24 protein-coding genes are annotated in these 23,687 nt (G+C 70.5%); 9 read left to right on the top strand and 15 right to left on the bottom strand.

Annotation, left to right across the window (positions count from 1 at the left end):
• Together ACWGI2_RS41575 and ACWGI2_RS41570 are read right to left on the bottom strand one after the other, a co-directional pair.
• The coding region (locus ACWGI2_RS41575) for a carboxymuconolactone decarboxylase family protein (protein WP_453701234.1) at positions 1-185 on the bottom strand (185 nt) is incomplete at its 3' end.
• A gap of 116 nt (positions 186-301) precedes the next feature.
• On the bottom strand, positions 302-1,216 hold the full coding sequence (locus tag ACWGI2_RS41570) for an aromatic prenyltransferase (protein WP_453701232.1): 915 nt from the start codon (positions 1,214-1,216) through the stop codon (positions 302-304).
• Between the two features lie 428 nt (positions 1,217-1,644).
• Here ACWGI2_RS41570 and ACWGI2_RS41565 point away from each other — a divergent pair, with 428 nt between their 5' ends.
• Positions 1,645-2,220: a carboxymuconolactone decarboxylase family protein gene (locus ACWGI2_RS41565; RefSeq protein ID WP_453401073.1), complete on the top strand. Its 576-nt coding sequence runs from the start codon at positions 1,645-1,647 to the stop codon at positions 2,218-2,220.
• A gap of 79 nt (positions 2,221-2,299) precedes the next feature.
• Here ACWGI2_RS41565 and ACWGI2_RS41560 read toward each other — a convergent pair whose 3' ends face one another.
• From ACWGI2_RS41560 to ACWGI2_RS41520, 9 genes are all read right to left on the bottom strand, one after another.
• The gene (locus tag ACWGI2_RS41560; RefSeq protein ID WP_453701230.1) at positions 2,300-3,376 is read right to left on the bottom strand and encodes a ScyD/ScyE family protein; all 1,077 of its coding nucleotides are present in this window, start codon (positions 3,374-3,376) and stop codon (positions 2,300-2,302) included.
• Positions 3,377-3,656: 280 nt separating this feature from the next.
• Positions 3,657-5,039: an alkaline phosphatase family protein gene (locus ACWGI2_RS41555; RefSeq protein ID WP_453701228.1), complete on the bottom strand. Its 1,383-nt coding sequence runs from the start codon at positions 5,037-5,039 to the stop codon at positions 3,657-3,659.
• The gene (gene eboE, locus ACWGI2_RS41550; RefSeq protein WP_453701227.1) at positions 5,036-6,205 is read right to left on the bottom strand and encodes a metabolite traffic protein EboE; all 1,170 of its coding nucleotides are present in this window, start codon (positions 6,203-6,205) and stop codon (positions 5,036-5,038) included. The genes ACWGI2_RS41555 and eboE overlap by 4 nt, the downstream gene beginning before the upstream one ends.
• 3 nt (positions 6,206-6,208) lie before the next feature.
• Complete coding sequence (locus ACWGI2_RS41545) at positions 6,209-7,057, bottom strand: TatD family hydrolase (RefSeq protein ID WP_453701226.1); 849 nt, start codon at positions 7,055-7,057, stop codon at positions 6,209-6,211.
• Positions 7,057-7,677 carry an EboA domain-containing protein gene (locus ACWGI2_RS41540; RefSeq protein ID WP_453701225.1) on the bottom strand — a complete coding sequence of 207 codons (621 nt, stop codon included), beginning with the start codon at positions 7,675-7,677 and terminating at the stop codon, positions 7,057-7,059. Before ACWGI2_RS41540 ends, ACWGI2_RS41545 begins: the two co-directional genes overlap by 1 nt.
• Before the next feature lie 10 nt (positions 7,678-7,687).
• Complete coding sequence (locus ACWGI2_RS41535) at positions 7,688-8,584, bottom strand: sugar phosphate isomerase/epimerase family protein (RefSeq protein WP_453701223.1); 897 nt, start codon at positions 8,582-8,584, stop codon at positions 7,688-7,690.
• The gene (locus ACWGI2_RS41530; RefSeq protein ID WP_453701221.1) at positions 8,581-9,486 is read right to left on the bottom strand and encodes an SCO3242 family prenyltransferase; all 906 of its coding nucleotides are present in this window, start codon (positions 9,484-9,486) and stop codon (positions 8,581-8,583) included. The genes ACWGI2_RS41535 and ACWGI2_RS41530 overlap by 4 nt, the downstream gene beginning before the upstream one ends.
• The gene (locus tag ACWGI2_RS41525; protein WP_453701219.1) at positions 9,483-10,637 is read right to left on the bottom strand and encodes an inositol-3-phosphate synthase; all 1,155 of its coding nucleotides are present in this window, start codon (positions 10,635-10,637) and stop codon (positions 9,483-9,485) included. The genes ACWGI2_RS41530 and ACWGI2_RS41525 overlap by 4 nt, the downstream gene beginning before the upstream one ends.
• A gap of 61 nt (positions 10,638-10,698) precedes the next feature.
• On the bottom strand, positions 10,699-11,739 hold the full coding sequence (locus ACWGI2_RS41520; protein WP_453701217.1) for a ParB/RepB/Spo0J family partition protein: 1,041 nt from the start codon (positions 11,737-11,739) through the stop codon (positions 10,699-10,701).
• Positions 11,740-12,550: 811 nt separating this feature from the next.
• On the opposite strand from ACWGI2_RS41520, the gene ACWGI2_RS41515 reads away from it, so the two are divergent.
• Both ACWGI2_RS41515 and ACWGI2_RS41510 read left to right on the top strand, forming a co-directional pair.
• Positions 12,551-13,228: a ScbR family autoregulator-binding transcription factor gene (locus tag ACWGI2_RS41515; RefSeq protein WP_453401083.1), complete on the top strand. Its 678-nt coding sequence runs from the start codon at positions 12,551-12,553 to the stop codon at positions 13,226-13,228.
• A 148-nt stretch (positions 13,229-13,376) separates the two neighbouring features.
• Entirely contained in the window at positions 13,377-14,150 is a 774-nt protein-coding gene (locus ACWGI2_RS41510) for an SDR family NAD(P)-dependent oxidoreductase (protein ID WP_453401084.1), read from the top strand.
• A gap of 59 nt (positions 14,151-14,209) precedes the next feature.
• Here ACWGI2_RS41510 and ACWGI2_RS41505 read toward each other — a convergent pair whose 3' ends face one another.
• Both ACWGI2_RS41505 and ACWGI2_RS41500 read right to left on the bottom strand, forming a co-directional pair.
• On the bottom strand, positions 14,210-14,923 hold the full coding sequence (locus ACWGI2_RS41505; RefSeq protein ID WP_453701215.1) for a ScbR family autoregulator-binding transcription factor: 714 nt from the start codon (positions 14,921-14,923) through the stop codon (positions 14,210-14,212).
• Positions 14,924-15,086: 163 nt separating this feature from the next.
• Positions 15,087-16,550 carry a multicopper oxidase family protein gene (locus tag ACWGI2_RS41500; RefSeq protein ID WP_453701213.1) on the bottom strand — a complete coding sequence of 488 codons (1,464 nt, stop codon included), beginning with the start codon at positions 16,548-16,550 and terminating at the stop codon, positions 15,087-15,089.
• Positions 16,551-16,776: 226 nt separating this feature from the next.
• Between ACWGI2_RS41500 and ACWGI2_RS41495 the strand changes: the two genes are divergently transcribed.
• The 3 genes from ACWGI2_RS41495 to ACWGI2_RS41485 all read left to right on the top strand — a co-directional run bounded on the left by ACWGI2_RS41495 (position 16,777) and on the right by ACWGI2_RS41485 (position 18,941).
• Positions 16,777-17,184 (top strand): nuclear transport factor 2 family protein, encoded by a 408-nt coding sequence (locus ACWGI2_RS41495; RefSeq protein WP_453401087.1) that lies wholly within the window; start codon positions 16,777-16,779, stop codon positions 17,182-17,184.
• Between the two features lie 95 nt (positions 17,185-17,279).
• Entirely contained in the window at positions 17,280-17,930 is a 651-nt protein-coding gene (locus ACWGI2_RS41490) for an HAD family hydrolase (protein WP_453401088.1), read from the top strand.
• A gap of 189 nt (positions 17,931-18,119) precedes the next feature.
• The gene (locus ACWGI2_RS41485) at positions 18,120-18,941 is read left to right on the top strand and encodes a BTAD domain-containing putative transcriptional regulator (RefSeq protein ID WP_160502120.1); all 822 of its coding nucleotides are present in this window, start codon (positions 18,120-18,122) and stop codon (positions 18,939-18,941) included.
• Here ACWGI2_RS41485 and ACWGI2_RS41480 read toward each other — a convergent pair.
• Positions 18,929-19,579, bottom strand: a complete 651-nt coding sequence (locus ACWGI2_RS41480) for a ScbR family autoregulator-binding transcription factor (RefSeq protein ID WP_453701212.1) — start codon at positions 19,577-19,579, stop codon at positions 18,929-18,931. The two genes, ACWGI2_RS41485 and ACWGI2_RS41480, sit on opposite strands and share 13 nt — an antisense overlap.
• Positions 19,580-19,927: 348 nt before the next feature.
• Between ACWGI2_RS41480 and ACWGI2_RS41475 the strand changes: the two genes are divergently transcribed.
• Positions 19,928-20,863 (top strand): aromatase/cyclase, encoded by a 936-nt coding sequence (locus tag ACWGI2_RS41475; protein WP_453401090.1) that lies wholly within the window; start codon positions 19,928-19,930, stop codon positions 20,861-20,863.
• Between the two features lie 105 nt (positions 20,864-20,968).
• On the opposite strand, the gene ACWGI2_RS41470 is transcribed toward ACWGI2_RS41475, so the two are convergent.
• Positions 20,969-21,799 (bottom strand): response regulator transcription factor, encoded by an 831-nt coding sequence (locus ACWGI2_RS41470; RefSeq protein ID WP_453701211.1) that lies wholly within the window; start codon positions 21,797-21,799, stop codon positions 20,969-20,971.
• Positions 21,800-22,304: 505 nt separating this feature from the next.
• On the opposite strand from ACWGI2_RS41470, the gene ACWGI2_RS41465 reads away from it, so the two are divergent.
• Together ACWGI2_RS41465 and ACWGI2_RS41460 are read left to right on the top strand one after the other, a co-directional pair.
• The gene (locus ACWGI2_RS41465) at positions 22,305-23,156 is read left to right on the top strand and encodes an AfsR/SARP family transcriptional regulator (RefSeq protein ID WP_453401092.1); all 852 of its coding nucleotides are present in this window, start codon (positions 22,305-22,307) and stop codon (positions 23,154-23,156) included.
• 69 nt (positions 23,157-23,225) lie between these two features.
• Positions 23,226-23,681: a nuclear transport factor 2 family protein gene (locus tag ACWGI2_RS41460; protein WP_453701209.1), complete on the top strand. Its 456-nt coding sequence runs from the start codon at positions 23,226-23,228 to the stop codon at positions 23,679-23,681.
• Positions 23,682-23,687 lie beyond the last annotated feature (6 nt).

Below are 23,687 nucleotides of genomic sequence, written 5' to 3'. Positions count from 1 at the left end.
AGGTCCTTGCTGTGGATGTCCGTGCAGAAACCACAGCCATTGATCTGACTCGCCCGCAGCAGCACCAGGTCGATCGTCGCCTTCGGCAGCAGCCCGCTGTTGATGACGGCCATGCTCGCCGTGTTGATCCCCTTCATCGCCTTGCCTGCGATCTCACTGCCGAAAAGATTCAGACGAGCAGTCATAACGAACTCCTTTAATGTGTGGTGGTTACCGCTACACCCTTCCGACGACACAGCCCCCCAAAGTGTGAGGTCGGTCCGATGTGACGCCGGTCACGCCCTTTGAAGGGCGGCTGAAGTCACACGCTTTCGCCGGTGACTTCGTGCAGCAGATTCCGCAGCAGGGGAGAGAGGCGGATATACGGCCCGAGATTCAGGTGCTGCCCGGACGGGGACCATTTCAGGGCCGCGATGATGAACGGACGGTCGGAGTACGTGCACCGCGTGTTCTGTACGAACTTCTCGATCCGCGGATCGAGGGACACGGGAAGCACGGACGGATCCCAGTCGCGGACCGGCGCCGGCGCGTAGCAGATCTTCTCGATCCGCGGGGACTGCCAGCCGAGGGTCACATAGGACCTGAACGACCTCTGCGCGAACTCCAGTGACCGCCCCTCCGGCTGTGCCAGGCCCAGTTCGCGGTTGAGCGACTGGATGTTCCGCTTCTCACGGAAGGCGTCGGGCAGGTGGGCGAAGTACAGATTGACCGTCCTGCTCCGGTAGTTGATCCCCATCATGGCGACCTTGTCCATGTGGTGACGCGCGAACAGGTCCGCGTTGTCGGCGACCGAAGGCGGCATGGAGGGGATGGCCGCGAGCTGCGCCACGGTCAGCATGTCGCCCGGGAAGTGCGCGTACACCTTGCTGAAGCCGCTGACGATGCCGCCGTCGATGAAGTACTCGCTGACGGGGACGCGCGACTTGAGGTCGTCGAGCAGGTCGGCCACGGGGTGGTCCGGTGCCGTGATGAAACCCTCGGACAGTGCGACGGCGTAGGGGTCGGGGCCCCCGACCGGCACCGTGATGGTGTAGTCGAGGTCGTCCGTGGGGCTCGCGCCGGTCGCCACGCTCAGCACCATTCCGGCGTCCGCGAGGCCGTCCCCGTACGCGGTCAGGATCGGCCAGATCTTCTCGCGCGAGCAGGGCACCCCCAGCAGTCGAGCCGACTCCTCGATGGTCGAGTACACCTCTTCGACCGCGATGGCTCCAGACATTTCTCCTCCTCCAAGTGCCTGACATTTCCTGTTTGCGGCAGGCTTCGGCTCAGCTGGGACGCATGAGGCAGGACGCTTCGGACGCGGCGCGGGCAGGGGCGGGCGGTGCTCGAAGGGAACGAGACGTCTTCGAAGCCGGCCCTCGTCGTGGCGACGGAAGGGTCGTGACGGCCAACGGGCGGGCCGCAACGGGCGGGCCGTCAGGGGCCGCGGCTCTCAACTCAGCTGCCCACAAGAGAATTTGGGCAGGGTTGGCGTGCTGGAAGAGTGACATGGATGCCGCCGCTCCGCCAAGCGTGCCGCAAAGTGAGGTGGGTCACTCCGTGAGGTCATCCCGGTCTCGACCGAGCCTCAAGAGGTCTCCAGCAACAATCGAGCCGTTGCCGATGTCCGCGGCCCAATCACGCACCACGCATAGGGAGAACACCATGGCACTGCGCGTTTCCAAGGCGGAGCTCTCCGACGAGCTCACGGAGAACCTGATCAAGACGTTCGGCGTCGTGCCCGAGCCCGTGGCGGTGGCGTGGCACAACCCCAAGGTGGCCGAGTCCACCCTGGAGTTCGGGGGCAAGGCGAACGAGTGGGACGCGGTCGACGAGGGCCTCAAGACGTTCGCGCACATGGCCGTCGCGGCGCAGGTCGGCTGCAACTGGTGCCTGGACATCAACTACTTCCAGGCGCTGAACCAGAACCTGGACGTGACCAAGGCGAGCCAGGTGCCCAACTGGCGGGACTCCGACGTGTTCACCGCGCTGGAGCGGGACGTCCTGGAGTACAGCGAGGCCATGACGAACACGCCGCCGACCGTCACCGACGAGCTGTCCGGGCGACTGCTCGGCGAGCTCGGTGAGGCCGCGCTGGTCGAGCTCACCGCGTTCATCGCCTTCGCCAACCTCGCGACCCGCAACAACAACGCTCTCGGCATCGACTCGCAGGGCTTCTCCGAAGCGTGCGAGATCCCGCTGGCCAAGCGTCCGGGGAGTGCCGCGGCGCCGTCCGCTTGATGCCGAACGCAGCGTGCCTGCACCACGGTTGCGGGGGGATCCGTGGTGCAGGCGGTGCGGGCGGTGTGGCCCGGCCGGGTCAGGAAGCCGGGAACTTCAGGAGCTGACCGCTGGTGGTCAGCGAGTTGTTGGTGACGTACATGGCACCGGTCGAGTCGATGTCCAGGCCCGTGGGCAGGTTCAGCGTGGTGCCGGTGCTGATCGGCGTGAGGGCGCCCGTCGTCTTGTTGATCCGGGTCAGGGCTCCGGTGTTCGGCTGGCTCGTCGTGTCACCCGTGGCGTACGACAGGGCGACCAGGTCGCCGTCGGGACGCACGGCGAGGTCGATGGCGCCCGTCAGGCCGGTGGTGAAGACCTTGGGGTCGCTGCCCGGCACCCAGCGCCAGATGCGGCCCTGGCCCTTGCGGATGCCGCTCATGTCGGCGATGTAGTACGCGCCGTCCGCGCCCTTCACGAGGCCGGTCGGCACCGCCTCGGCGTCCCCGTTCTTGGGGAAGACGAACTCCGTCTTGACGGTGCCGTCCGGGGTGACCCGCAGCAGGGTGTTGCCGGCGGCGTCGGTGGCCAGGAGGTCGGTACCGACCTTGACCGACCGCTGCGGGTTGGCGAGGACCTCGCCGCCGTCGGGGTTCTGGCTGCTCTCGTGCGTGGTCAGGTCGCCGAGCACCTTCCCCTTGGCGATGGCCAGCGTGCCGAGCGGCTTGGCGCCCGTACCGAGCGCGGTGCGTGAGTCGGCGGTGCCGCTCAGGCTGTAGGTCACCCGGTAGGTGCCGCTGCCCGCGGAGTCGGCGTGGTTCGCCCCGGCGATGACGTTGCTGCCGTCGGCGCGGACGATCATCTTGGAGGGCAGACCGGTGACGACGCGGCCCTTGACGGAGCCCTTCACCCGGTAGATGGAGCCGGTGAGGCCCATGCACTGGGACCCCGGCGTCGTGCAGGCCGTCGCCGGGCCGCTGCCGGACTCCGCGACCAGGACCGAGCCGTCGGACTGGACCGAGACGTCACGCGGGTTCTTCAGGCCGGTGGCTATGACGGTGGCCGCCGCCGCGTCCGCGCCCGCGGCCAGGCTCTGGCTCGGAATCGCCATCGTCGTGAGGCCGCCCACGACTGCCGTTGCCAGGAAGGCCCCCGCCCAAGACTTGCTTGCTCTGAACATGTCTCTCCTCAACTTGGCACGCCCCCGCAGTCAGGAGCGAATCAAACCGGCAACACCGTAGACACAGGAATTGGCCGGAATGGAGTGTGCAACATCGGAAATTCCGCAGTTGTGCACCAGCTCTCCGGGAAGCCACGAAATTCTTCGCTCGGCCGCGCCGAGGAATCCCCAGTTCCCTTACGCGCAAAGGAAGTCGGCGGGCTCCGGAAGAACTTCTCAAGTACTTGATAACGGGGGAGCGGATACGCTTCGATGTGCTCAGTCGGCTCGAAGTGTTCTGTCAGCCGATCCCCGCAAGGCGCAGCAGCAGCGACTTCACCTCGGTGGCGGCGAGCGTGCCCCCGACCTCGCCCGGCCGTGAGCAGAGCAGCACCGGGCCGTCCTCCGGCCGCTCGGGAAGGCGGCCGTGGCTGCCGCGAACAGGTGACGGGTCAAGGGGCACGACCGCCATGCGGTAGCGCATGCCGAGCTTCTTGCGGGCCACCGCCTTGGCCGCCTTGACCTTCACATACGGGTCGAGCGGGTCCATGAACAGTTCGGCGGGGTCGTAGCCGGGTTTGCGGTGGATCTCGACGAGCTGCGCGAAGTCGGGCGCGCGGTCGTCGTCGAGCCAGTAGTAGTACGTGAACCAGGCGTCCGGCTCGGCGATGGCGACGAGTTCGCCGGAGCGCGGGTGGTCCAGGCCGTGGGCCTTCTTGCCCTCGTCGTCGAGGAGTTCACCGACCCCGGGGAGGCCCTCGAGCGCCTCCCGCACACCGGCCAGGTCCTCGGGCCTGCGCACGTACACGTGCGCGAGCTGGTGGTCGGCGACCGCGAAGGCGCGCGATGCCATGGTGTCGAGGTACTCCATGCCGTCCTGGGTGTGCACTTCGAGGTAACCGGCCCGGCGCAGCGCCCGGTTGATGTCGACGGGCCTGCTGACCTCGGTGATGCCGTACTCCGAGAGGACGACCACGGTGCGTCCCTCGGCCTCGGCCTCGTCGAGCAGCGGGGCGAGCGCCGCGTCGAGGTCGGCGGCGGACTTCAGCGACCGGGGGTCCTTCGGGCCGAAGCGCTGCAGGTCGTAGTCGAGGTGAGGGAGGTAGCACAGGGCCAGGTCGGGGTGACGGGTGTCGAGGATGTGGCGTGTGGCGTTCACGATCCAGCGGCTGGACACGATGTCGGCGCCGGGGCCCCAGAAGTGGAAGAGGGGGAACGTACCGAGTTTCTCGGTGAGTTCGTCGTGCAGGGCCGGGGGCCGGGTGTAGCAGTCGGGCTCCTTGCGGCCGTCGGCGTAGTAGACGGGGCGCGGCGTGACCGTGAAGTCGGTGTCCGCGCCCATCGCGTACCACCAGCAGACGTTGGCGACCGTGTAGCCGGGGTGCAGGCGGCGGGCCGCGTCCCAGAGCCTGTCGCCCTCGACGAGCCCGTTGTGCTGACGCCACAGCAGTACGTCGCCGAGTTCGCGGAAGTACCAGCCGTTGCCGACGATGCCGTGCTCGGCTGGCAGCGTGCCGGTGAGGAACGTCGACTGGGCGGCGCAGGTGACGGCGGGCAGGACGGTGTCGAGACCGGCGCGTGAGCCGCGGCTGCCGAGCGCCTTGAGCCGGGGCATGTGGTCGAGGAGCACGGGGGTCAGACCCACCACGTCCAGGACGAGCAGGGGTGTGGGGGTCTTCGTCACTGCTGCTCCTTGAGTCCGAGATCGGTCAACAGGCCGCGAGCGAGGTCGAGTTCGGCGGCGATGCCCTCGGCGAGCCGGGCATCCGTGGCCGGCCGCGCCTCGGCGGGCAGGGCCTGCCAGGTGTAGGTCTCGACCTCGAAGTGGTGGCTGCGCGCCGTGGGCCCGCCGAGCAGAGCGGTGAGCGTCTCGCGCAGCACGCCGAGGGTGGAGGCCAGCGGCGGGGCGGGCGGGGCGTGCAGCGGTACGTGGAAATGGGAGCGCCAGGGCACGGTGTCCGGGAGCGCGCCTTTGGCCAGTGCCTCGCCGAGGTCGTCGGTGCCGTGCAGGACCGCGCCCGCCTTCGCGCGGGTCTGGTGCAGGAAACGCGGCTCGTCGAAGGCGGCGAGCGCCGCGCGGACCGCCGGGTCGCGCGGGTCTTCGGCGTGCAGGGCCGCGGAGAGCTGCACCTTGGGCACCGGGACGCCCGCGCGGGCCAGGCCGGCGAGGGCCGCCGCGGGCTCCTCGAAACTTGTCGCGAGGTGGCAGGTGTCCAGACACAGGCCGATCCGGTGGCCGGGCAGGGCGGCCAGCGGGGCAAGGGCGTCCGTGGTGGTCTCCACCGCGCAGCCGGGCTCGGGCTCCAGGGCCAGCCGGACGGAGCGGCCCGTCTCCTGCTCCAAGTGGTCCAGGCGGCGGGCCAGTTCGGCCAGCGCCGTGTGCGCCGACGCGGCCGCGGCCTCGTCGTAGCCGGTGCGCCAGGCCAGCGGCAGGGTGGAGATGGTGCCCTCGGTGACGTCGGGCGGCAGCAGCCGGGTGAGCAGCCGGGCCAGATCGGAGGTGTGCTCGAGACGCAGCGGGTCGGTCCAGTCGGGCCGGTAGACGCGGTACTTGACCTCCTCGGCCCCGAAGCCCTGATAGGGGAAGCCGTTGAGGGTGACTACTTCGAGGCCGCGCCGGTCCAGCTCGGTGCGCAGCCGGAGCGGCGCGGCGGGGTCGGCGTTCAGCGCGCGCACCGCGTCGCGGGCCAGCCACAGCCCGATGCCCAGACGCTCGACGCCCAGGCACCGCCGGACCGGTTCGCAGTGGGCGGCGAGCTGGGCGAGGACACCGTCGAGGGTCTCGGCCGGGTGGACGTTGGTGCAGTACGCGAGATGCACGGTCGAGCCGTCGGGATGGGTGAAGCGCACGGCTCATTCGCCCCCGCGCAGCAGGGAGTTGCCCTCGTGCAGCGCCTCGGGCTCGACAGGATCGAGGACGAGGCGGCCGCTCTGCCCGTAGAACGCGACGGGGTTGCGCCACAGCACCCGGTCCACGTCGTCCTCGCCGAAGCCCGCGTCGAGCATCGCGTCGGCGACCCTGCGGGTCTTGAGCGGATCGCTCTTTCCCCAGTCCGCGGCCGAGTTGACCAGGACCTGTTCGGGGCCGAACTCCTTCAGCACGGCGACCATGCGGTGCTCGTCCATCTTGGTGTCCGGGTAGACGGAGAAACCGAGCCAGGCCCCCGAGTCCTTGGCCTCCTTGACCGTGGTCTCGTTGAGGTGGTCGATCAGGACCGCCGCGACGGGCAGCTTCGACTCGGCCACCACGGCGAGCGTGCGGCGCAGGCCCACGAGCTTGTCGCGGTGCGGGGTGTGCACCAGAGCGGGCAGCCCGTGCTCGGCGGCGAGTTCCAGCTGCGCGGCCAGCGCGGTGTCCTCGGCAGGCGTCATCGAGTCGTAGCCGATCTCGCCGACGGCCACCACGCCGTCCTTGACCAGGTAGCGCGGCAGCTCGTCGAGGACCGGCACGCAGCGCGGGTCGTTCGCCTCCTTGGGGTTGAGGGCGATGGTGCAGTGGTGCGCTATCCCGTACTGCGACGCCCGGAACGGCTCCCAGCCCAGCAGCGCGTCGAAGTAGTCGAGGAAGCTCTCCGGCGAGGTGCGCGGCTGGCCGAGCCAGAAGGCGGGCTCGACCAGCGCGCGGACCCCGGCCTCGTACATCGCCCGGTAGTCGTCGGTGGTGCGCGAGGTCATGTGGATGTGCGGGTCGAAGATGCGCATCAGGCTTCCTTGGCGGTCAGGGCGAGTACGTGGCTCAGGTCGTCGGGGACGGGCCGCCTTGCGGCGGTGCGCTCGGCGGCGAAGTCGCGGAGCATGCGGGCGAGTTCGCCGTCGCCGCGGGCCCGCTCCGCGAGTCCGGCGACGGCGGCGGTCGGCACCCCGGTGAACAGGCACTTGAGGACGGCGTGCCGCCAGGTGTGGTCGTCCAGGTGCGCGGCGGCGCCGTTGCCGACGGCCGCGGCGACAAGACCGGTGTCGTTGGCGCGCAGCGCGTCCTCGATCAGTGGCACGACATCGCCGGGAGCGAGCGGCAGATGCGGCAGGGCCAGCAGGACGGCGCGGCGCTCCGCGCCGGTTCCCCGCTCGTAGATCCGGGTCACCGCGGCCGCGCCGGGGCGGGCCGCGTGCAGCAGGAGGACGCGGACCGCCTCCGTCGCCTCGGGCGATCCGCACTCCCGGCCCGCCGCCGCGAACCGCAGCTGCCACTCCGGTGCGCCCCGGCCCGGCGGGGCGCCCGGCGCGGAGCGCGCGGCGGCCTCGGCGGCGGCGAGCGCGTCCGCGATCCAGGCGGCGCCCTCGGGACCCGGGCGGGCGGGCAGGTTCTCTTGAGCGAACGGCATGCGCGATTCCCTACGCGTACGGTGCCGCGAGGGCGGCGGTGGGTGCGGAGTCGGTGGCGCGGGGGAGCGCGGTGAGCTGCGCGCGCAGGAACTCCATGGAGGACCGGGCGAGTTCGGGCCCGGCGTGCGAGTGGCGCGGCAGTTCGACCACGGTGAGGCCCTGGTAGCCGGTGGCGTCGAGCGCGGCGAGCACGGGCGGAAAGTCGATCTCGCCGTCACCGAAGGGCAGATGCTCGTGCACCCCGCGCCGCATGTCCTCGATCTGCACGTGCCGCAGCCACGGTCCCGCGGCGGTGACGCAGTCGGCCGGCGAGCGAGGCTCCAGGCACTGGCAGTGGCCGATGTCGAGGGTGAGACCGAGCAGCGGGTGGTCGTCGAGCCGCGTGCGCAGCCGGTGGAAGCCGTCGAGGGAGGAGAGGAGATGACCGGGCTCGGGCTCGACGGCGAGCGGGACACCGGCCGTCTGCGCCGCGTCGATGACGGGGCCGAGGGAGTCGGCGAGCAGCTCCCAGGCGGTGTCCTCGTCGACGCCCGCGGGCCGGACCCCGCTGAAGCAGTGCACCGCGTGGGCGCCCAGATCGGCGGCCACCTTCACCGCGGTGACAAGGAGCGCGGAGCGCGCCGCCCGGGCCTCGGGCTCCGGGTCGAGCAGGGTCGGGCCGTGCTTGCGGCGGGGGTCGAGGACGTAACGGGCGCCGGTTTCGACGGTGACGCCGAGGCCGAACGTGTCGAGGCGGTCCGCGACCCGGGCGACCCGCTCGGCGAGGCCGGGTCCCAGCGGGTCGAGATGCATGTGGTCCAGCGTCAGGCCGACACCGTCGTAGCCGAGTTCGGCCAGGACCTCCAGGGCGTCGTCGAGCCGCAGATCGGTCAGGCCGTTCGTGCCGTAGCCGAGGCGGATGCTCATGTGGGACTCACCTTCCGGGCCAGCTTGCGGGCCACGGGGACGAGCGCGGTGAGCAGCGCGGCGGAGGTGAGCGCGCCGGAGCGCGCCGCGAGTGCGGCCTGCAGCGGGATCATCGCGCGGATGCCGCCGCCGACGGCCCGCTGGGTCAGCGGCGGCGACGGGTTGAGCGCGGCGTGCAGGAACGGCCGGGCGGCCGTCGCCGCGTAGGCGCCGGCCAGCGCGGTGCGGGCGAACGCGCGTGGGGACCCGATGCCGGGCCGGTCCGGCCCCGCACCGGTCAGCGCTCCGATCGCGGCCGTCACTCCGAGCGCGGCGAGCGACCTGCCCGGCGCGCCGCCCCGGGTCTCGGTGCGGGAGACGGCGGTGACGGCGTAGGTGTGGGCGCCGAGCGCGGCGGCGGGCAGCAGGGAGCGGCGTACCGCATGCCCCGAACTCACCCTGCTGGTACGGGAGTTGGCGGTCGCCACGGCTCCGAGCAGCAGGTCGAGACCGCGGGCCGCCGCCATCGTGGCCGGGCCCGCGGCGGTGTGCTTGAGCCGCAGGTCGTACGCCCAGACGGTGCCGGCGAGCGCGGTGGCGGTGAGGGCGGCGGGGCGGCCCGCGGCGAACGCGAGGCCGAGCCCGGCCGTGGTCAGCGCTGCCGCCGCAGTGAGCGCCTGCGCCGGGGCGATACGGCCCGAGGGCAGGGGGCGGTGCGGGCGCTCGGCGGCGTCCTCCTCGCGGTCCGCCCAGTCGTTGAGCGCCATGCCCGCCTCGTACAGGCACAGCGAGGCACCGGCGGCGAGCGCGGTGCGGGCCCCCGGGCGCAGTCCACTCGCCGCGGCCCCGGCGAGCGCGTCGCCGGGGACGGTGAACAGGGCGGAGACACGCAGGAGTTCGGCCCAGTCGCGGGGGCTGCTCACCGGGCCGCCTCCAGGCGTGCGGCGAAGCCGAGGAGGGCGGCGTACTGCTCGGCGAGCGCCGGTGAGCCGCCGTCCGGGTCCTTGAAGTAGAAACCGAGTTCGGGCAGCGGACCGGTGATGCCCGCCTGGTGGGCGCGGGCGGCGAGCCGGGCGAGGTCGAGCACGAGCGGCGCGGCGAGGGCCGAGTCGCAGCCCTGCCAGATGGTCTGCAGGATCATCCGGGAGCCGAGGAAGCCCTCGAAGGCGACGTGGTCCCAGGCGGTCTTCCATTCGCCGAGCGCGGGCACGTCGTCGATGTGCACCTCGCCCTCGGGCAGCGTCCCGAGGTTGTCCTCGAGGACCCGGTTCTTGCCCGCGTTCTTCGCCGCGGCGGCGGCGGAGTCGGCGAGTGCCGCCCCGTCGCCGCCACCGAGCAGATTGCTGCCGGACCAGGCCCGCACGTCCAGGGCCCGCTGGCGGAACATGGGCGCGAGCACCGCCCGCAGCAGGGTCTGCCCGGTCTTGCCGTCCCGGCCCGCGTAGGGCACCTGGGCGGCCTCGGCCGCTTCGGCGAGTGCCGGGTGACGTATCCCGGTCGACGGGGTGAAGTTGACGTACGCACAGCCCGCGCGCAGGGCGGCCGCGGTGTACAGCGAGCTGGTGGGCAGCCTGAGTGCGCCGTCGGCCGGGGCGGGCTCGGTGGAGGCGACGTTGACCACGACGGTCCGGGCGACCCCCGTCCGGCGGGTGAAGTCCTCGATGTCGGCGGCGAAGGCGGCTGTCAGCTCCTCGTCGGAGCGGGTGTCCCCGGCCGCCGGTCCGCCGGCCCGGATCTCCCGGTCCGCGGCGGCCAGTTCACTCTGCACGGCCCGGGCGAGGCCGTGCGGCAGGACGCCCTGCTCGGCGAGGGCCTCGGCGCGCTTGGGCAGCGGCCAGTCGACGGTGTCGTGGCCGCCGAAGACGAAGGAGGACAGGGCGGGCAGCGCGGCTGCCGTGAACCCCTCGGTCTCGGTGACCATGCCCGTCGGCGGGCAGAGACCGGCGGCGAGCGCGGCGCACCCGGCGACGGCGGTGGTGGCGACGGAGCCGCGGGCCCCGATGAACCACACCCCCGTGCCGGTCCCGCCTTCGGGTCCGGTGCGGGGACCGGTCGGCTCGGCATGCTCGGACACGGAAGGCCTCCTGAAGTACGTGGGTGCTGACAAGCGGGGGGCGGCCAGGCGCAGGCGGGCTCTACTCGGCGCGCTGTTGGAGCTGCGTGGCCAGCTCGCTCCACGTTTCCGCGCAGCTGCGGGCCAGGTCGGCGACCTCGGGGGCCCAGTGGCAGGGCAGCCCGCGCCCGAGGGTCTCGATGCTGTCGCCGTCGACGGAGTAGTGGCGCAAGAAGCGCAGGGCGCGGCGGCCGGCTTCGGTGTGCCGCAGCGAGGGGTCCTCGCTGAGCTTGGCGAGCAGCTTCTGCCGGTCCACCACGGCCGTGGTGGCCACCGAGCGAGCGGGCGGCCGCTGCCGGGCGGGCGCGGCGACGGAGGGGGCGGTCTCGGTGCGCTCGTCGGCCGGGGTGGTGCGGTAGCGGCCCGGGACGGGGTCCTCGCCGCGGTCGATGCGCTGGCGCACGTCCCGCACCGTGGCGGGGGAGAGTCCGGTGGCCCTGGCGACCTCGCGCAGTCCGGCGTCGGGCCGTTCGAGGAAGATCGCGGCGGCGCGACGGCGGTGCTGCGCGCTGTCCACGGGGCGCACCCGGCCGTCCCGGCCGATCCGCGTGCCGGAGTGCACGGCGTCGTCGGCCGGTGACTGCGCGCGGATGCGGGAGACGGTCTTGTCGGAGATGCCGGTGGCGGCGGCGACCGCGCTGTCCGACCACTGCGCGTGGGTCCGGATGATGCGCGCCGCCGCCGCGGCACGGTCGGCGCGGGAGAGCGGCAGACCGTGGGTGACGTTGGCCTTGACCGACAGGACGAAGGCGTCCGCCGGATCGCAGTCAAGCAGCCTCGCGGCGATCTCGGTCCGTCCGTTGAGCAGGGCCGCGCGGACCCGGTGCGCGCCGTCGATGACACGCAGGGTGGGCCGGTGCACGGTGATGGGCGGCAGACAGTCCCCGGCTTCGGCGAGCATCCGCACGTGGTCCGGGTCCTCCGCGTCCAGGCGGGGGGAGTCGGACAGGACGAGCGAGTCGATCCGCACGTGGACGGGTGGCTGCGATTCGATCCAGATGGCCGACGGCTCGACCTCGTCGATGTCGACAGTCGGGTACGTCAACTCTTCGGCCAGAGACAACTTGCCCCTCCTGACAGCAATTCTCTGTTGGCGCACATGTGGAAGGTCTTCCGGATACGAGTCCATGAGCGGCGTCGGCCGCCGCGAGCCCTCGCGCACCGGTCGCCGCGTGGGAGGACCGTGCCGGGGGTTCGGTGGGTGGTGGCTGGACGCTTGCGCTTCGTCGCTCGTCGCCGGAGTCCGACGTGCCGTGAATCCATCGTGAGAGTACCGTACGGCCGGTTTTTTTGTAAACCACTGTCTCGCTGTTCTGTGGGGCGCGGCGCTCCTTTGCTGCCCCCTACGGAGCCGGATGCCAGGGCGTTCGAAGGAGACTCCAGAGGCGACACCACCGCCGCTCAAGTCGCCTCAACACCCCCTGTGGTACGCCGCGTTGGCCGCCCACCTGGGGTGATGCCGTTCGTCAGCGCAGGATGCCGTACCCGCTGCAGGGAGGGCGCGGGCTGGATCCGGGCGAGCTCGGACGGGGGCGGCGCCCTCCCTCGGTCGAGGCGTCGCGCGGCCCCACAGGAGCCAAAAAGCAAACCGGTAGGACTGTTTACGGGCGCCGAGTCGTGACCATCAGGGACCCGGGTCGTGCCGACCGGGCGGGGCGGAGTCTCCAATTCCGGCCAATGGACCGGGGTGGCTCAACCGTCCTCGTGTGGGCGACCTTTCGAGGTGACCGCCCCCTTCGCGGGTGCGCCCAGGGAGTGCGAACGAGTCGCGCTCCGTCACCGATCTAGCTCGATCTCTCCCAGAGCTGGCTTTGAAACCGGCAAGTTGGTTTTATATCTACCAAGTAACCCCCTCTGTAGTGGGAGAGCCAACAGTGAGCCAACAGGAACGGGCCGCCCGTACCCACAACGCCCTCATTCGCTCGGCGGCCGAGCTGTTCGAGCGGCACGGCTATGAGAAGGCCAGCCTGAACGAGATCAGTTCGGGTGCCGGGGTCAGCCGTGGTGCTCTGCACTTCCACTTCGACACGAAGGCCGATGTGGCCGGTGCCGTCGAGAGCGCCGCGGCCCGCGCCCTGCGCCGCGCGGTGGAGAGTGTGCCCACGGGGGACATGAGCGCCTTGCAGGGGCTGACGGATCTCTCGCACCGCCTGGTCCACCTGCTGCTCTGGGACGTGGTCGTGCGAGCCGGGTTCATGTTGAGCTGCGAGGCGGGTCAGCGCACCCGCGTCGACCTCTGCCAGGAGTGGCATGCCCACGTGCACCGGTTCGTCGCCCGGGCCGCGGACGAGAAGTCGCTCGCGCCGGGGGTCTCGCAGGAGGGCGTCGTGAACGCGGTGGTGGCCACGACGGTCGGTCTCGCGGTGCTGAGCCGCGCCGACAGGGAGTGGCTGACCGACCAGACGCTCACCAGCTTCTGGAAGGTGCTGCTCCCCTCGGTGGCCGAGCCGCGGACGGCGGCCGGGCTCAATCCGTTCGGCACCGAAGCGGCCCACGACGGCTCGCGGCGCGCCCCGGTCCCCTCGCCCGGCTACATCCCCAGGCCGCGCTGACGGAGCGGTTTTCCGGAGTCAAGGATTCATCCTCGGATATCGAACATCGACGCTACGCTTCGGGACGCTGCGGCGCCGGTAGAGCGCCTGGAGCGCAGTTGCGTTGCGCCGTGGCAACACGGCGCCGGGGCAAGGGGGATGGGGAAGAATGGCTCAAGGACAAGGCTCGCTCGCGGGAAAGGTCGCCCTGATCACCGGCGCGAGCAGCGGCATCGGCGCCGCGGCGGCCCGGGTGTTCGCACGCGAGGGGGCACGGGTGGTCCTGGTCGCCCGGCGCGAGGACCGCATCGCGGAGCTCTCGGCCGAACTGCGCTCGGACGGGGCGCAGTCCTCGTACTGCGTGGGCGACGTCCAGGTCTCCGCCGACGTGGAGCGGGCCGTGTCCCACGCGGTGCAGACGTACGGGCGCCTCGACGTGGCCTTCAACAACGCGGGCGCCGGAGGTGACGTGGCCCCTCTGCACCTCCTCGACGACAAGGCGTACGACCTGGTCATGGACACCAACGTGCGCGGCGTGTGGAACTGCCTGCGCCACGAGATCAGAGCGATGACCGAGGACGGGGGCGGCGGCTCGATCGTGAACACCAGCAGTGTGGCGGGTCTGGTGGCCAGCTCCGCGCCCGCGACCTACATCGCGGCCAAGCACGCCGTGGTCGGCCTGACCAAGGCGGCCGCCGTCGAGTACGCGTCGAGCGGGATCCGCGTCAACGCGATAGCCCCGGGCCTGACCCGGTCGGAGATGGTCGAGGAGTGGTTCGCCCGGGTTCCCGGGCGAGAGGCGAAGAGCATGGCGTCCGCCCCGCAGAACCGCATGGCCGCACCGGAGGAAGTCGCCGAGGCGGCCGCGTGGTTGTGCAGCGACCGGGCCTCGTTCGTCACCGGAGCCACGATGCCCGTGGACGGCGGGCGCACCACCTGGTGACGGCCCGCGGCCGTCCGCGGGGGGCGTCGGTGAGCCCCCGCGGACGTGGCGGCCGGAACTCAGCCGGCCGTGCCGACGGGGGTGGGCCGCTGTGCGCTCTCCGTCTCCTGCTCCGTCTGCGCCGCCTCCATCTGGGCCGCCTCCGTCTGCGCGTACAGGCGTGCGCCGCGGTCGGGCGCGAGGTCGAGGCGGGCGAGGACGGCGGGCATGGCGATCGTCGGGATCAGGTGCTCGTACAGCACGGAGATCCGCAGGTTGACGTCCGCCAGGCCGGTCTCCAGCTGCGAGAAGAGCTGGACGCCGTGGAACGTGCTGGTCAGGAGCTCGGCGGTCTGCTGCGGCACGACGTGCCCGAGGATCTCACCGCGCTCCTTGGCCTCCGTCAGCGTCCGCGCCGAGCGCTCGATCAGGGCGGGCCAGGCGCTGCCGTAGTGCTCCCTGCCCAGGGGGTCGGAGGAGAGCACGGCGCCCGCGCGCACCACCGGATCGCGCGGCAGCAGGTACGCGAGCAGCAAGCCCTGGTCCACCAGCTCCTGGACCTTGAGCTCCTGGGGTGGAAGGGGCAGCTCGACCTGCGCCTCGACCACCCCTCGCGCCAGGGCTTCCTTGGAGTCGAAGTGGAAGTACAGGGCGCCCTTGGTCACGCCGGCGACCTTGAGGATGTCCGACACGGTGGCCGTCGCGTAGCCGTACTCCGCGAATACTCTTGCTGCGGCCTCCAGCACGGCGCGGCGGGTCCGGACTGCACGTTCTTGTCGCGCCAACGAGACCATCCCTTTGTGCTCAGCGCCCGCGTCCAGTGAGCGGTGGACAGTGAAAAAGAAACCGTCTAGAGGGTACCTTATATGCGCACGTTGTCACGGCCGCGTCCGGGTCCGGGCCTTCCGGGCGGTGGAAACCAGCATTTCGGTCTGAAAACAGGCGGTCGCCGCGTGCTCAGCCGATCTTCATCGTCGCCATCATGCCCATGGCCGAGTGGTCGAGCATGTGGCAGTGGTAGACGTACTCGCCCTGGTAGGCGTCGAAGGTGGCCTGGAGCTTGACCGTCTCGCCGGGCAGCAGCCGCACCGTGTCCTTCAGGCCCGCCTCGGCGGGTCCGGGCGCGGCCCCGCCCCTCTCCAGGACCCGGAACTGCACCAGGTGCATATGGAAGTTGTGCGGTGCCTTCGTGTTGGCGTTGGTGACGGTCCAGATCTCGCTGGCGCCGGGGCGTATGTGCGCGTCGACGCGCGCGGGGTCGTACAGCTTCTCGTCGATGTACGCCTTCGGGTCCACGCGGCCGTCCTCGTCCATGCGCAGGACGACGGTGCGCTCGGCGGTGGGCGTGGGCAGCCGCGGCAGCGTCCGCAGGACGTCCGGCACCGAGCTGTTGTCCTCGGCGGTGCGCACCACGTCGAAACGCATCACCTGGCTGACGTCCTCGACCACCCCGAACCCGGTGTTCTTCAGGACGAGCTTGGTGCCGACCGGGTAGCGGGAGAAGTCGATGACCACGTCGGCCCGTTCACCGGAGGTCAGGTAGACCGCCTTGGTGGTGTGCGGGCGCGGCAGCAGCCCCCCGTCGGACGCGATCTGCACCATGTCGCCGTTGTCCGCCAGACACAGTTCGAAGAAGCGCTGGTTGGAATGGTTGGCGAAGCGCAGCCGGTAGGAGCGGGCGGCGACCTCGAAACGCGGGTGCGGCGCCCCGTTCACGAGGAGCGTGGTGCGCGCACGGTCGCTCATCCGGTAGACGAGCGCGCCGGTGGTGGCGTCGAAGTTCGCGTCGCGGATCGCGATCAGTACGTCGTACTCGCCCTTGGGCAGCGGCAGCGCCTCCTCCTCGTCGTCGGTGAGCAGATAGCTGCCGTGCATGCCGCGGTACACGTTCTCGGACTCCACGTGGTGGGCGTGGTCGTGGTACCAGAGCGAGGCGTGCGACTGCTTGTTGGCGTACGTGTACCGGCGTGCGGCGCCGGGCGCGATGGTGTCCATCGGGGAGCCGTCCTCGCTCGGCGGCACCGAAGCACCGTGCAGGTGCATGGAGGTGTCCACGCCCAGCTGGTTGCGCTGACGGATGACGACGGGCCGGTTCCTGCGGGCCTTGATGGTCGGACCGGGGAACTGGCCGTTGTAGGTGCGCAGTTCGGTCTGGATGCCGGGCAGTATCTCCTTGCGCACGGTGCGCATGGTCATCTCGTACCTGTCCACGGAGCCGATGGTGGACACCGGGGCGAGGACGGGGACGATGGGCATCGTCGCGGCGAACAACTGCACCGCGGCCGCGCCGGCGGCCGGCACGACGGGAGCGGGGTCCGCGGTCGCTCCCCGCGCGTTCAGGACGGGCAGGAGCGAGGCTCCGGTGAGCCCTACACCCGCGACGGACAGACCTGCACCGAGCACTCGGCGACGGGTGGGCATGGTGGATCCTCCTGCGGGGTGTACGGGTCGAGAGGTGCGAGAGCAGATCAACACGCGGAACTAGGGCTTCGCTCGCACACGGCCCGCGCCGCCTCATCGCCGCCTCCACGCCGTCTCCGCACGGGCGGCTCGGGCGGGATCGTCGCGGGACGCGCTCGACAGCCGCTCGACCCGCGCACGGGCGCGGCGGCGGACGCTGAACTCCGTCCCACAGAACGGAGATTCCATGTACGCGGAGGTGGCGGGGTTCTACGCCCGCCAGATGCGGCGCCTGGACGAGGGTGATGCCGAGGGGTGGGCGGCCACCTTCACCGAAGACGCGGTGTGCCGGCTGTCCACCCGCCTGGAGGCGATGCGCGGGCGCGAGGAGCTGATCGCGGGGGCGCGCGCGGCGGCGACGGCGATCGCCGCGGCCGGGGAGCTGCGGCGCCACATGACCGGCATGTTCGACATCGAGGAGCGCCCCGGCGGGTTCCTGCACGTGCGCGCGAACACCATCGTGTACGCCACCGCGGCGAGCGGCGCCTCCCGGGTGCACCAGGTGTGCACCTGCACGGACACACTGGTGCGGGGTACGACAGCCGGACGCGAACTCCTGGTCAAGGACCGCTGGATCGTCGTCGACGGCACGTGAGGGTACGGCCCGTGAGGGTACTGTCGGCGGCCTATCCACCGACTCACGTGGGGGACACCTTGCCTGGACGGCTTTCGCACCTGAACCTGGTCGCGGTGAACATAGACGGCGTACTGCTCAACGACAGTTTCAGCCCGATCATGCGCCGCCTCGTGGAGTCGCGCGGGGGCACCTACAGCGCGGGCTTCGAGCGTGAACTGCTGTCGCAGCCGCAACTCGTCGCCGCTCAGCGGGCCGCGGACGAACTGGGCGGCACCGCCGAGCAGTTGCTGAAGGACTACTTCGCCGAGCGCGAGGAGTACGTGCGGGAACATCCGGTGCACGTGCTCGACGGCGCGGCCGAACTGCTGGCGACGCTGCGTTCGCTGGACGTGCGCACGGTCTGCTACGGAGGACTGGAGCGCTCGCACTTCACCCGCCACCTCGGTGAGTTCGCCGGCTACTTCGACGAGCCCGGCTATGTGTGCACCAACGACTTCCGCCCCGGCATCCGGGAGATCACCGAACTCTTCGGGCTCCGCTACGACCAGGTCCTCTTCATCGACGACGTGGCGCGCGTGGCGGAGACGGCGCGGGAGCTCGGGACGGCCTTCATCGGACACCCCGGCGAATCCGGCCACGGCTACCAGCGGCAGATGATGGAGAAGAACGGTGTGCGGCACATCGTCGGCACGCTGAGGTCGATCGATGAGGCGTTGCTGCGGACCGTCGACGCCGAGGCGGCCGCCGGAGACATCTGGGACTGACCGTATCGGCCGTATCGGGTTCCTTTATTTCAGCGGGTTAAGATCCCTCTGAATTTCCCGGATCTCTGCGGAATGGAAGTCCTCTCGAGGGCGGCTGGAGAAAATCGGGAGCTCCCTCAATTTTCGCTACTGTGCTCGCTGCGGCGATGAGAGCCGTCGAGGACGAATTCGCGATGCGTGGGGGTGTCCGTGGAGATTCAGGTGCTGGGATCATTGAGCGCCGAAGTCAACGGGGGAGCGATCGTTCCGAACGCGGCCAAGCCGCGGCAGATCCTCTCCCTGCTCGGGCTCCGCCCGGGACGGGTCGTGCCCGTCCACACGCTGATGGAAGAGCTCTGGGGGGCCGATCCCCCCCAGAGCGCCCGCACCACCCTGCAGACGTACATCCTCCAGCTGCGCCGACGCCTCGGCACCGCCATGGGCCCGGACGTCCCCGGCGCCGCCAAGGACGTGCTCGTGACCCGGCACGGCGGCTATCTGCTGCAGGTCCCGCCCGAGTCCGTGGACGCTTACCGCTACGAACGGCTGGTCGCGGAAGGGCGCGCCGCCCTGGCGGACGGCGACGACGAGGTGTCGGCGGGCTGTTTCCGGCGGGCCCTCGACCTGTGGCGCGGACCGGCTCTCGTCGACGTACGGGTCGGGCCGGTCCTCGAGATCGAGGTGCTGCGCCTTGAGGAGAGCAGGCTCGGCACCATCGAGCGGCGCATAGACGCCGACCTGCGCCTCGGCCGGCACTCCGAACTCATCTCGGAGCTGACCGAGTTGACGGCCCGGCACCCGCAGCACGAGGGGCTGCACTCGCAGGCCATGGTCGCCCTGTACCGCTCGGGCCGGCAGGCCGCGGCCCTGGACATCTACCGCAGGCTGCGGACGCGCCTCATAGAGGAGCTGGGCGTCGAGCCATCGCCGCAGGTGCGGCGCCTGCACCAGGCCATGCTGGCCGTCGACCCCAAGCTGGACGTCGTCGCCGGTCCGCAGCGCACCTCCACCTTCGATCTCTACGCGGCCTGAGACTTCCCGGCGCCGCTCGCCGCTTCCACGTGGCTGCCCGCCGCCGCCAGGTGGCGCAGCGCCGTCCGGTCGGCGAGAGCGGGCAGCTGAAATCCCCAGAAGGCGGCGATGGTGTGCCGCGAGAGCCACGCGAAGTCGTCGCGCCCGAGCACCTCGAACCCCACGGTCGACGACATGATCGCCCCGGCGGCGCTCTGCCGTGACAGGTCAGGGACGAGCATGTTCTCCCGCGCCGCCTCCGCGAGAAGCCGCTGGATGTGGGCGTGCCACTCCTGCCGCAGATCGGGGCGGCGCCCGTGGCCCTCCTGGTTCAGCAGTACGCCTGCCTTGACCACGCTGTCGGACCGCAGGAGCGCGGCGATCGCGTGCGACGCGTCGATCAGCCGCTGGAGAGCGCACGTGCGGCGGCGGTGGACCGTGCGGACCGCTGACCGCAGGGCGCCCACGGCCTGGCTCACGACCGCCGCGGCGAGCTCCTCCTTGTTCTCGAAGTGGAAGTAGAGCGCGCCGGTACTGACACCTGCCTGCCGGCTGACTTTCGTCAGGCTGGCGCGCACGAAGCCGTTGCGGTTGAAGACGTCGGCTGCGGCGGCGATCAGCTGGGACCGGGTGCGGGCGGCTCGCTCCTGCTTGGTCATATGGGTTCCTGGTGAGGTCGACATGGGGGCTGAGGGCAATCTCAGTAGTAAACCGCAAGGTCGGTTTAATGACCAGCGTTCAGGGGGAGGGCTTGCCTGGGTGGCACCGCCCTGGCCTGACCCTGGCCTGCCCGTTATGGACGCTGTGGCAGGCCTTGCTGCGGGTTTCGGTGGCCTCGTGGAGTGGCCGTACTCGGCTGCCGACCCCTTTGACAAACAGCGATGTCGGTTTGTAAGTTCTCCGTGCCTCATTCTGAGGCCCTCAGCTCCGCCGAGAGGGCGTCGCGGGCCCGGCCACCGACTCCGCCGCCTTGATCACGACACAGACCCTCAAGGAGACAGCCAGACATGACGACCCGTGAGGTTGAGCACGAGACCACCGTCGCGGCCCCGGCCGCCGACGCGTACCGGCTGCTGGCGGACGTGGAGAACCTGCCGCAGATATTCCCGCCCACCATCTTCGTGGAGCAGACGGAACGCACCGGCGACGAGGAGCGCATCCGCGTCTGGGCCACCGCCAACGGCGAGGCCACGAGTTGGTCTGCCCGCCGCACACTCGACGAGCGGGCCCTGCGCATCGGCTTCGAGCAGGACGTGTCCCCCGAGCCCATCGCGTCCATGCGCGGCACCTACATCATCGAGCCCCTGGGCGACGACAGCTCGCGGATCCGCCTGCGGCTCGACTACCGGGCCGCCGGTGACGACCCCGAGTCGCTGAAATGGATCGACCAGGCGGTCGAGGAGAACGCCCGCTCGCAGCTCGCCTCGCTGAAGGTCAGCCTGGAACGGACGCACGCCGACCGGGACCTGACGTTCTCCTTCGAGGACACCGTGCGCGTCGAGGGCTCCGCCAAGGACGTCTACGACTTCATCAACGAGGCGCATCTGTGGGAGGAGCGGCTGCCGCACGTCGCCGCGGTCCGCCTCGTCGAGGACGCGGCGGGCCTGCAGACGCTGGAGATGGACACGCGTGCCAAGGACGGCAGCCTGCACACCTCGAAGTCGTACCGCGTCTGCTTCCCGGACCACAAGATCGCCTACAAGGAGGTCAGGAGGCCCGAGCTGCTCAGCCTGCACACCGGCTACTGGACGTTCGAGGACACCGGCGACGCCGTGCTGGCGTCCTCGCAGCACACGGTCGTCCTCAACGCCGCCGCCATCGCCAAGGTCCTCGGGCCGCAGGCGACCGTGGCCGATGCGCGCAAGTACGTGCGCGACGCCCTGAGCTCCAGCAGCCGGGCCACGCTGGGGCGTGCCAAGGCGCACACCGAAGGCAGGCGCTGAGCGCGGTCGTTTTCTCGCCGCCGCGTCGGGCGCGGATCCCCGTACTTCCTTCAGTACGGGGATCCGCGCCCGACGCGCGTCACGGGCGCCCCGGAGCGCCGTGACTCAGGGGTGCCCCAGGCGGAATCCGACGCCGCGGATGGTGATGATCCAGGTGCTGGCGCCCAGTTTGCTGCGCAGGCTGCTGACGTGCGTGTCGATGGTGCGTCCGGGGCGGGACCAGGAGTCGTCCCAGACCTGGGTCATCACCTGCCGACGGGATATGACCGTCTCGGGCTGGGCGCAGAGCAGGTGCAGGAGGTCGAACTCCTTGCGGGTCACGTCGATGTGCTCGCCGTTGAGAGACACCTGCCGGGTGCCCGCGTCGATGCGCAACGGGCCGCGCTGGATGACCTGTTCGGGAAGCGGCTGCGGGCGGACCCTGCGCATGATCGCCTCGATCCGGGCCATGAGCTCGCGGAAGCCGTACGGCTTGACGATGTAGTCGTCCGCCCCGGCCTGCAGCCCCAGTACCCGGTCGAGTTCGGAGTCGCGCGCCGAGACGGCGATGAGCGGTGTGTCGCAGGCGGCGCGGATGGAGCGGCAGACCTCGATGCCGTCGAGATCGGGCAGGTCGAGGTCGAGCAGCACCAGGTCGGCGCTGTGCTTCATCTGCAGTGCCTTGGCGCCGGTGGTGACGCTGTCGGGGCGGTGTCCGTGCCGGCGCAGCCCCTGGACCAGGGCTTCCGCGGCACGCGCCTCGCTCTCCACGACGAGCACCCGCAGGGCGCCGCGCTGCGAAGGACCGGCGGTGGGCCCCGGCGGAATCTCCTGGTCGAAGTAGTACGAAGGCTGTGCGTGCGAAGGCTGTGCGTGCGAAGGCTGTGCGTGCGCGGGCTGTGCGTGCGCGGCGTCCGCGTGATGGTGCTGAGATGCCCGCGGTTCTGAGAACCGCATGGTCTTCCGGTCCATCTGTATCCCCCAGCCGTCTGCCGCCAGACACGTGTAGACGTTCGCCAGAACATTACAAACCAGCAGACCGGTTTGTCAAAGCCTCCAGATCGTCCTGTAGCTGCCGTGTAGCGACCTTGAGGTTCGCGCTCAAAGCCCCTCATCTGGGCGTTCTGGCCGGTGGGGACCGGGTTGACGCTTGCGGGGTGCAGAGTCCGAGTAGTGTGCGAGGATGGGTAACAAACCAGCACGGTGGTTTGATCATGGAAGGGGGAGGGGGCAGCGGACCGACGACGTCCCGACGTCATTCACGGACGCCTTTCAGATGCGGTATCGCTAAGGCCCCGGCAGATGTCTGAAGTAACTTCACTCAGCTCTGAAGTTTTTTCCTTGACGTTCCCTTTCGCACCCGCAGAGACTCGTCAGGAATCCCGGCAGGTGGTCGCTGGAGGCACCGAAACCTCTTCAGCTCTGGAAAGCCGTCATCTCTATGTGATGAGGAGTTAATTCCATGCGATTCAATCTGATAGGCCCGTTCGAAATCGTCGCCGACGACGGCAGGACCTATCGGCCGGGAACTCCGAAGATGTGTCAGACGCTCGCGCTGCTGCTGACGAGGGCGAACGAGATCGTCACCGCGGAGTCGCTCATCCAGGAACTGTGGGGGGACAATCCGCCGCGCAGCGCCGTGACCACGCTGCAGACGTACATCTACCACGCACGCCGGATGTTCGTCGGCGAAGGACTCGCACCGGCCGACCGCGAACTGATCGTCACGAGCGCTCCCGGATACGCCATCCAGATCGGCGACGACGAGGTCGACGTCAAGATCTTCGAGCGCCTTGTGATGCGGGCCCGCGGCGAGCTCAACGACCAGGACCCGGGCGCGGCGCTGAGCACCGTACGTCAGGCGCTCGCCCTGTGGCGCGGCCCCGCCCTGTCCAACTCGCCCGCAGGAGACCTGCTCAGGGGGCACATCGTGCACCTGGAAGAGCTGCGGATCCGCGCCTTCGAACTGCGGATCCAGGCCGAGGACCAGCTCGGCCGGCATCGCGAGTCGATACCCGAGCTGCGGAAACTGATCAACGACTACCCGCTCAACGAGTGGTTCCACACCCAGCTCATCGCCGCCCTCGGAGCCGCGGGCCGGCGCGCCGAGGCGCTGCAGGCCTACCAGGATGTGCGGCGGCTGCTGGCCAGAGAGCTGGGACTTGAGCCTTCGCACGAGCTGCAGCAGATGCACATCGGGCTGCTTGGTTCCAAGTCGACCGATCTCTACTCGTCCCGCAACGCACTGGACACCCCGGCCCGGTTGCGCCCGGTGAGCGGTCTGCTGCCCCGGGGCGTCGCCCGCGGTGCCTGACCGCACCATGGCCCCGACCCCTCAACTCCCTCGCGACAGTTCGCCCTTGGGCGATGAAAGGCCGGACGTATGACTGTCTCTCCGTCCGACGGCACCTACGTCTCCGCGGAGCTCTACACGCAGGTGCAGGAGTTCTATGCCCGCCAGATGAACCTCCTCGACGGCGGTACGGCCGATCCGGTGGCGTGGTCGCGGACGTTCACGCAGGACGCCGTGCTCGGGTCGAACCTTCAGGAGGCGCCGGACACCGGACGGCCCGCCGTCCTGCGGGCCATGCGGGAGGGGCTCGAACACATCGCCGCGCAGGGGCCCGTCGATTTCCGGCACTGGTTCGCGATGATCGACGTACAGCCACAGCAGGACGGCAGTCTGCGCACGCGGTACTACGGCCTTGCGATGTCCACCGCCTCGGGCGGGAAGCTGCAGATCCGCGGGCACATGCTCTGCCGCGACGAGCTGGTGCGCCGCGAAGGCCGCTGGCTGGTGCGGCACCGCTACCTGGAGGCGGACGGCGTACCCGCTTGACGCTCT

This window comes from Streptomyces sp. NPDC054866 (assembly GCF_053610745.1).
Note: the sequence above shows the minus strand (reverse complement) of the source record. Positions and strands in the feature narration are given on the sequence as shown.

Excerpts from the sequence above, each read along its gene's own strand:
- ACWGI2_RS41510 (WP_453401084.1), top strand. The coding sequence starts at position 13,377 with ATGGCTCAAGGACAAGGCTCGCTCGCGGGAAAGGTCGCCCTGATCACC.
- ACWGI2_RS41500 (WP_453701213.1), bottom strand. The coding sequence starts at position 16,550 with ATGCCCACCCGTCGCCGAGTGCTCGGTGCAGGTCTGTCCGTCGCGGGT.
- ACWGI2_RS41560 (WP_453701230.1), bottom strand. The coding sequence starts at position 3,376 with ATGTTCAGAGCAAGCAAGTCTTGGGCGGGGGCCTTCCTGGCAACGGCA.
- ACWGI2_RS41570 (WP_453701232.1), bottom strand. The coding sequence starts at position 1,216 with ATGTCTGGAGCCATCGCGGTCGAAGAGGTGTACTCGACCATCGAGGAG.
- ACWGI2_RS41495 (WP_453401087.1), top strand. The coding sequence starts at position 16,777 with ATGTACGCGGAGGTGGCGGGGTTCTACGCCCGCCAGATGCGGCGCCTG.
- ACWGI2_RS41565 (WP_453401073.1), top strand. The coding sequence starts at position 1,645 with ATGGCACTGCGCGTTTCCAAGGCGGAGCTCTCCGACGAGCTCACGGAG.
- ACWGI2_RS41470 (WP_453701211.1), bottom strand. The coding sequence starts at position 21,799 with ATGCGGTTCTCAGAACCGCGGGCATCTCAGCACCATCACGCGGACGCC.
- ACWGI2_RS41535 (WP_453701223.1), bottom strand. The coding sequence starts at position 8,584 with ATGAGCATCCGCCTCGGCTACGGCACGAACGGCCTGACCGATCTGCGG.
- ACWGI2_RS41480 (WP_453701212.1), bottom strand. The coding sequence starts at position 19,579 with ATGACCAAGCAGGAGCGAGCCGCCCGCACCCGGTCCCAGCTGATCGCC.
- ACWGI2_RS41475 (WP_453401090.1), top strand. The coding sequence starts at position 19,928 with ATGACGACCCGTGAGGTTGAGCACGAGACCACCGTCGCGGCCCCGGCC.
- ACWGI2_RS41460 (WP_453701209.1), top strand. The coding sequence starts at position 23,226 with ATGACTGTCTCTCCGTCCGACGGCACCTACGTCTCCGCGGAGCTCTAC.
- ACWGI2_RS41540 (WP_453701225.1), bottom strand. The coding sequence starts at position 7,677 with ATGCCGTTCGCTCAAGAGAACCTGCCCGCCCGCCCGGGTCCCGAGGGC.
- ACWGI2_RS41465 (WP_453401092.1), top strand. The coding sequence starts at position 22,305 with ATGCGATTCAATCTGATAGGCCCGTTCGAAATCGTCGCCGACGACGGC.
- ACWGI2_RS41545 (WP_453701226.1), bottom strand. The coding sequence starts at position 7,057 with ATGCGCATCTTCGACCCGCACATCCACATGACCTCGCGCACCACCGAC.
- ACWGI2_RS41505 (WP_453701215.1), bottom strand. The coding sequence starts at position 14,923 with ATGGTCTCGTTGGCGCGACAAGAACGTGCAGTCCGGACCCGCCGCGCC.